A 7,496-nucleotide genomic window follows, 5' to 3' on the forward strand; every position below is an offset into this window, starting at 1 on the left:
CCTGGTCGAGCGCCGCCTCGGCGTCGCCCCCTTCATCGAGTAATTGTGCTTGTCGTAGTCGGGACATGGTCATTTATTTGATTGATCGAAATGCGCGCTCCAGTCACACGGAAATGCCGGCGCGCGCGTCAGCCGCTGCCGATGGGAAAAACGTCACGGGTCGATGGTGCGGAACAGGCGTGCAAGGCACGCAAGGCAGGCGGAAGCGGCACGATGGCGCCGCGCGGCGGGCAAAAAGACAGGCGGGAAAACCGGTGGCCGGTCGGCGCCAGCGGGCCGGCGGAGGAAGCGCTTTGCGATGCGATCTGGGGATAGGGCACCTATACACCTCCTTATATGCTGAACCATGCCGCGTCGCGCGGGCAAGGCGCCCGGCCGCGGAGGAAAATCAAAATAAAAAGCTGAACCACACTAACACCGTCGTCGCCTCCGGCGCAACGCCCCATAGGGCAGAAGCCGGATCGGGGCAGATGCTGCCACGAAAATTTACTCTAACGATAATATCGTAAAATCAATATCGTCACAGGTGAATTTTACATCTGTAGTTTAGTTGCCGGCGCGGGAAAGGCCGCGTCCGTCCGCGGTCAGCTTGCGACCGGGTCCACCGCCACGGTCGGGCCGGTGTCGGCCAGCCGCCCGGCCAGCCATAGCGCCAGATTGAGCACATAGCGCCGCACCGCGCGCAGCGCCGCCGGCGTCGCCGGCAAGCTGCCGCCGACCTGCTCCGACACGAAATCGGGACAGCCGCTGGCCGGGTCCCAGTTGTAGTCGGCGAAATGGTGGAAGGTCGATTCGGCCAGCGCCGGCCCGTGGGTGGCGCTGCGCTCGAACGCGACGGCCAGGTTGAAGGGCGCGCCGCTGACCTTGCTCACGCCGGTGGCGATCACGCGCGCCGACGCGTCGCCGGGCGGCGCGGCGACGGCGCCCTCGTGCGGGTGGGCGGGCAGGAAGCCGATCGCGCCATCGTCCGCGTCCGGGTCGCGCAGCACGGCGTGCAGCGGGCCGGCCGGCGTGATGACCTGGTAGTCGCCGTTGGCGCCGGAATGGAAATTCGGCCACAGGATGGCCGGCGTGCCACGGTCGTCCGGCGCCGGCGTCGGATGGTCCGGGCTGGCGTTGTGCGAGTGGAACAGATGGGCCGCGCCTATGCCTTCGAGCCGGCAGATCGAGCAGCCCAGGTCCATGTGATCGCGCGTGACCATCAGGCCGCCGCCGCGCCGCCGGAAGCGCTCCAGGCCGGCGACATCGTCCGGGTGCAGGCCGTCGCCGCTGTCGACGGCGAACAGCCACACTTCATCGTAGTCGGAAGCGTCGAGGGTCGACAGGACCGGATCGGGCGCGCCGATGGGGCCGCGGTCGCGCGCGGTGACGCGGAACAGCGGCCGGCCGGCCGACGTCAGCGCCGCGAGATAGTCGCGCAGCAGGCCGAAGCGGCCGATGTGCCAGTCGTTGGCGTCGTACACTATCGTGGTCTGCAACAGGATATGGATAGTCTCACTACTCATCACTGCCCCTGGTCTGGAATGGCCGCACGCGGCGGGAATGAATCGCTAGCATCATCATAGCCTGAAAGTTGCGCAGCACGCCCAGCTTCAACAGAAACCGCCACGGGTCCGGGCGATCATCCTCCTGGCAATTTCCGCAGACGGAATCCAGTTTTTGCTTTCAGCGTACGCCAAAAAAGCTTGCGTGCTCAGCAAGGTGCAAGGTTTCGCCAGCATGGCGCCGTGATGCAGAAACCAATGATCCTCAAATAAAACGACGGGGTTGGCACCCGGCTCCTTCATTTGCAAATCGATGAGCAGGCTTTGTATCGAAAGCTCACCAAGGTTGCGGGGTATTTGATAAGCCGGATCCACCGCCTTCAACGCGGCCAGGTTTACTCCGACCTGGGTAGCAAATATTTGTATGGTCGATGGGTTCTGCTTGTAATAGGCGAGTATCGACCGCGCCTCGGCCGAAGCGTCGGGGCGATGTCCCCGGTCGATCGTCTCGTCTCGAACAACGTCCGTGATGCCAACATTGAAATGCGCAAGAAGCGCGAGCAGGTTACCGGCAGCTAAAGAAAACAAAGGGCCTGCATCCGGTATCAACAGCCGGCTCATGCCGCGGCTGGACGGCGGCGGCCACCGCGCTTTTTGACCGCCTTCGCCGGCTCAAGCAGGCAGTCGTCCAATGCGTCGCGGGCCTCGTTCAGCTGCGTTTTCACGTATGCGTCCGGCAAGCGCGGCAGCGGCAGGCCCTGCTCCGCCAACAGGTGGAGCACATAGCCGGCGTCAGGCAGTTCGAGCCGTCGAGACGCCTCCATGATGGAGAGCTTGCCCATGCTGACGGCCATGAGCAAGCCTGTCGCTGGATCGAGCGCCGGCACACCGGCGGCGGCCTCCTGGCCGAGCGACGCAAACAAAGCGGACACGAGTTTGTTGAGCGAGCCCCCATGTCTGGCGACGTAGGCCTTGGCGTTGGCCAAATCCGCTTCATCGACTTCAAATCCGATTTTCGCCTTGCCCATGAAAGACCTCACTGCCCGATGCACCCAATAATCATGGGGCGTTTTCAAAGTGAAGTCAATCTAGTGCCGTCCTCGCCATGCCCCCGCGCCGCGCGCCACAGAACTATGGCAGCGGCTTGCCGTCCGCGTCGAGCTTGCGCACCTCGCCCAGCTTGAGCTCGCGCACGCTGGCCTCGACCTTGGCCATGTCGCCCACCACCAGCCACACCAGACGCTGCGGCGTGATGACGCGCGCCGCCTCGGCGTTGGCCTGCTCCGGCGTCAGCGCCAGCACGGTGGCCGTGTAGCTGTTGTAATAGTCTTCCGGCAGATGGTATTGCAGGATGGTGGCGTAGGCGCCGGACAACTGGCCGGCCGTCTCGAAGGTGCCGGGCAGGCCCAGCGTGACGTTGGTCTGGGCGTCGTGCAGCTCGTCGGCCGTGATCGGCCTGGCGCCGGCGATGTTGCCGTATTCCTGCACCAGCTGTTCCAGCGCCGGGCCGGTCTTGTCGGTCTGCACGGCCGACGTGCTCAGGTACAAGCGCTGTCCGACCGCCGGTGGCAGGCTGGCGTAGACGCCGTAGGACCAGTGCTTGTCCTCCCGCAGATTCATATTGATGCGCGAACTGAAGGTGCCGCCGAAGATGTTGTTGACCACGGCCAGCGGCAGCGCGTCGGGCGCGTTGCGCGGCGGCGCCAGCTGCACGCCGTAGATCACGCTTTGCAGCGCGCCCGGCTTGTCCATCAGGTAGACGACGGCCCGCTCCGGCGCCGTCACGGTCGCGATGTTTTTCTTCGGCACCTCGCCCGCCTTCCAGCCGCCGAATTCCTTTTCCAGCAGCGGCGTGATGGCCGCCAGCGTGGTGTCGCCGACCACCAGCAGGGTCGCGTTGTTCGGCTTGAACCAGGCCTGGTGGTAGCGCACCAGGTCGTCGCGCGTGATGCGCGCCACGGACGCCTCGGTGCCGGAGCCGCTCAGCGGCAGCGCGTAGGCGTGGCCCTTGCCGTAGAGGAGCTCGGGGATCACGCGCAAGCCCATCGACGTCGGGTTCGATTTTTCGCGGCCGATGGTGGCCAGCTGGTCCTTCTTCAGCCGGTCCAGTTCGTTTTGCGCGTACGCCGGATGCAGCAGCACGTCGGCGTAGATGTCGAGCGCCTGCGGCATCGTCGCCTTGAGCGCGTTGAGCTGCACGAAGGCGCCGTCCAGATTGCTGTACGCGCCGTAGTTGGCGCCCAGCGCCTCGAACTGCTCGCTGATCTTGAGCGCGCCGCGCGTCGGCGTGCCCTCGTCGAGCATGCGCAGCGCCAGGCCGGCGACGCCGGGCAGGTCGGCGGCGTCGGAGGCGTAGCCGCTGTCGACCATCATCAGGAAGTTGACCACCGGCGCCGCGTGGCGCTCGGCCAGCACCACCTTCAGGCCGTTCGACAGCGTCGTTTTCTGCATCGGCGGCAGGCGCAGCGACTCGGGCTGGCCCAGCGCCGGCTCGTGGCTGCGGTCCTGCTTGGCATCCGCCGCCAGCGCGGGCGGATATGGCTGCACCGTCAGCACGTAGTCGCCATCGGAAAGCCACTGCTGCATCGCCTGCTTGATGGCGGCCGGCGTGGCGGCCTTGACCGCCTTCAAATAATCCTTGTAGCAATCGGGATTGCCGGTGAAGGTCATGCACGAGGCCAGCAAGTCGCTCTTGCCGCCGAAACCGCCGACGCGCTCGACGATGCGGGTGTAGCTGGCCAGGATTTCCGTCTTGGCGCTGGCCAGTTCGGCCTCGGTGGGGCCGCTCTTCATCAGCGCGCGCAATTCCTCGTCGCCTTCCCGCTCCAGCCGGTCCAGGTCGGCGCCGGGACGGGCCGTCAGTACGACGGAAAACTGGCCGGCGATTTCGCCGGTGTAGTCGCTGGCCGTGGCGCTCGTGGCCAGCTGGTCCTTGTACACCAGGCGCTTGTAAAAGCGCGACGTCTTGCCGCCGCCCAGCACGTGCGCGGCCAGGTCGAGCAGCGGTTCGGTCGCCGTGTGTTCGCCGGGCACGTTCCACGTCCGGTACAGCCGCGCCTGCGGCACGCGGTCCTGCACCGTGCCGCGATGCGTGCCGCTGCGCTTGGCGACCCAGGCCTGCTGCTTGGCCAGCGGCGGGCCGGGAGGAATGTCGCCGTAATATTTTTCCACCTTGGCGCGCGCCTGCTCGGGCGTGATGTCGCCGGCCAGCACCAGGGTCACGTTGTTGGGGCCGTAGTTGGTCTTGAACCAGTCCTGCACGTCCGTCATCGAGGCCGCGTCCAGGTCCTTCATCGAGCCGATCACGGTCCACGAATACGGGTGGCCGACCGGGTAGGCGTTTTCCGTCAGCAGCTGGCGCGTGACGCCGTAGGGCTGGTTCTCGCCCTGGCGCTTCTCGTTTTGGACGACGCCGCGTTGCAGGTCCAGCTTCTTCTGGTCGAGCACGCCGAGCAGATGGCCCATGCGGTCGCTCTCGGCGAACAGCGCGTAGTCCAGCATCGACGTCGGCACGTTCTCGAAATAATTGGTGCGGTCGTTATTGGTGGTGCCGTTCAGGTCGGTCGCGCCTATGCGCTCCATGGCCGTGATGTAAATGTGGTTGAAGTTATCGCTGCCGCTGAACATCAGGTGCTCGAACAGGTGGGCGAAGCCGGTCTTGCCGGGCGTCTCGTTCTTGGAGCCGACGTGATACCAGGTGTTGACGGCGACCACCGGCGTCTTGTGGTCTTCATGGACCAGCACCGTCAAGCCGTTCTTGAGCACGAACTTGGTGTAGGGGATGTCGGGAATGGCGATGTTCGGTTCGGCGGCGTGGGCCGCGGCGGACGACAACAGGGCCACGGCGGCGGCCAGCACGGTGCGGCGGAAAGACAAAATCATGGGCGATCTCCTGCGATGAAGGACTAGGAAATACCGGCCGGCGCGAGGGCCGGCGCGGTGGCGCTTGAATTATTTATACCGTTTATACGATTTATAGCAATATCGGGCGCCGCTTACTGGCGTTCCTTGGCGCTGGCGTCGCGTGCCGCGCGGAATTCCGCGTCCGCCGACCAGTTCGGCCAGTCGCTGGAATCGGCCAGGTCGCGGCCGACCGCGTACAGCATGCCGAGGTCGTGCGCCATGCCGGCGAAGCTCCACTGCGCGCTCCACTGGTCCGACGGCTGGTGGTAATTGTTCGACACATAGGCCTTCTTGGCCGCGCTGCCGGCCGCCACGCCGCCGTCGAGCCAGTCGTCGCCCGAGCCGAAGGATATGGCCGGCACGCCGCGCTTGGCGAAGGAAAAGTGGTCGGAACGGAAGAAGCGGCCCGCTTCCGGCGTCGGATCGGGCGAGTACGCCAGGTCCCACTGCTTGCCATTGGCCACCAGTCGATCCAGCAGGTCCAGCTTGGCGGTCCCGGAAATGGTGAAATTGTGCGCCACGCCTTCCGGGCTCAGCGCGTCCATATTGATGACGCCGGCCGTCGTCGCCAACGGATACAGCGGCGCGTTGGCATAGTATTCGGAGCCGAGCAAGCCCTTCTCCTCGGCCGTGACGGCCAGGAACAGCACGCTGCGCCGCGGCGCCGGCGCCTTGCCGTAGGCGCGCGCCAGCTCCAGCAGCGCGGCGATGCCGGTGCCGTTGTCTACGGCGCCGTTGTAGATGATCTTGTCGCCCTTGGCGTCCGGCAGGCCGACGCCGAGGTGGTCCCAGTGCGCGCTGTAGATCACGGTTTCATCCGGACGGGCGCCGCCGACCACGCGCGCGACCACGTTTTTCGAGGTGATGACCCGGGCGTCGACCGCGTAGTGGGCCGACAGCGTCACGCCCTTCAGCGGCACCGGCTTGAACTCGCGCGTCTGCGCCAGCGTCTTGAGGGCCTCGAAGTCGAGCCCGGCGCGCCGGAACAGGTCGAGCGCCACGTCGCGCTGTATCCACGCCTCCACCGGCGCGTGCGCCGCGCGCGGCTGCTTCCGGACGATGTCGTACATGACGTTGGTGTTCGAGTTTTTCACCGTGGCCCAGCCGTAGGCGGCCGGCGCCGTCTCGTGGATGATGATGGTGCCGAGCGCGCCGCGCTTGGCCATTTCCTCGTATTTATAGGTCCAGCGGCCGTAGTAAGTCATGGCCTTGCCGCCGAAATCGCCGACGCCGGTTTCAAAGTCGGGATCGTTAATCAGCACCACGGCCAGCTTGCCCTTCAAGTCCATGCCCTTGAAATCGTCCCAGTGACGCTCCGGCGCGCTCACGCCGTAACCGACGAAGACCAGCGGCGCGTTCTTGAAATCGACCAGGCGCGCCCCATTCATGGCGGCGCGCACGGCGATGTCGTCGCCCTGGCGCAGGTTCAGGCGCTCCTTGCCGTCGTTGACGACCAGCGTCAGCGGGCCCTTGATTTCAAAGCGGCCCAGCGGCACATCCTGGGTCCAGCGCCGCGCGCCCTTGACCAGGTCGCCGCCCGGCTGCAAGCCGGCCGCCTTGAACTGCTCGATCAGATAGGCGATGGTCTTGTCTTCGCCCGGCGTGTGCGGCCCGCGCCCCTCGAATTCGTCCGAGGACACGACTTTGACATCCTGCGACAGGCGCTGGGGATCGAACTCGGGGGCGCCGGCCGCGTGGGCGGTGGCGGCGGTGGTGACGGCAAGCAGCGCGACGATGAGCATGGGGTGTTTCAAGACTAACCTCCGTAGTGTCACAAATAAAAAACAGCATCCACCGGCACAGGGAGCGCGCGCATCGGGCCGCGCCTCACTTTCCCGTGTATAAGCTGGACATGTTGACACGAAATAAAGACTCAGACAATCAGCCAGTTTTTACAGAGATAAAAATAATAATTTGATAATTATAATTATCGGATCGACTTGAGCAGACGCAAAACGCTGCGCCCGCAAGTCCCTATAGTTTCCCGACCCGCATGGGCGGCGCAACGAAAGGGCACGGCATGGGACGATTCCGGGCAGTCGATCCGTTGGAGGCGGCGTTCTCGGCGCTGGGCCTCGACACGCAGAGCAACCGCCTGCTGCGCATGGC

The 7,496-nt window shown here is 65.3% G+C and carries 5 protein-coding genes; all 5 read right to left on the reverse strand.

Going from position 1 to position 7,496, the window contains the following annotated elements; all coding sequences use genetic code 11:
- Positions 1-584: 584 nt before the first annotated feature.
- On the reverse strand, positions 585-1,505 hold the full coding sequence (locus Q0S71_RS15930; protein WP_295997694.1) for a hypothetical protein: 921 nt from the start codon (positions 1,503-1,505) through the stop codon (positions 585-587).
- An 87-nt stretch (positions 1,506-1,592) separates the two neighbouring features.
- On the reverse strand, positions 1,593-2,105 hold the full coding sequence (locus Q0S71_RS15935; protein ID WP_295997697.1) for a hypothetical protein: 513 nt from the start codon (positions 2,103-2,105) through the stop codon (positions 1,593-1,595).
- Positions 2,102-2,512: a hypothetical protein gene (locus Q0S71_RS15940; protein ID WP_295997699.1), complete on the reverse strand. Its 411-nt coding sequence runs from the start codon at positions 2,510-2,512 to the stop codon at positions 2,102-2,104. The genes Q0S71_RS15935 and Q0S71_RS15940 overlap by 4 nt, the downstream gene beginning before the upstream one ends.
- A gap of 103 nt (positions 2,513-2,615) precedes the next feature.
- Entirely contained in the window at positions 2,616-5,366 is a 2,751-nt protein-coding gene (locus Q0S71_RS15945; RefSeq protein ID WP_295997702.1) for a pitrilysin family protein, read from the reverse strand.
- A 113-nt stretch (positions 5,367-5,479) separates the two neighbouring features.
- The gene (locus Q0S71_RS15950) at positions 5,480-7,141 is read right to left on the reverse strand and encodes a M28 family metallopeptidase (RefSeq protein ID WP_367185311.1); all 1,662 of its coding nucleotides are present in this window, start codon (positions 7,139-7,141) and stop codon (positions 5,480-5,482) included.
- Between the last annotated feature and the right edge of the window lie 355 nt (positions 7,142-7,496).

It is taken from the genome of Rugamonas sp. (assembly GCF_025354735.1).
Taxonomy (GTDB): domain Bacteria; phylum Pseudomonadota; class Gammaproteobacteria; order Burkholderiales; family Burkholderiaceae_D; genus Rugamonas.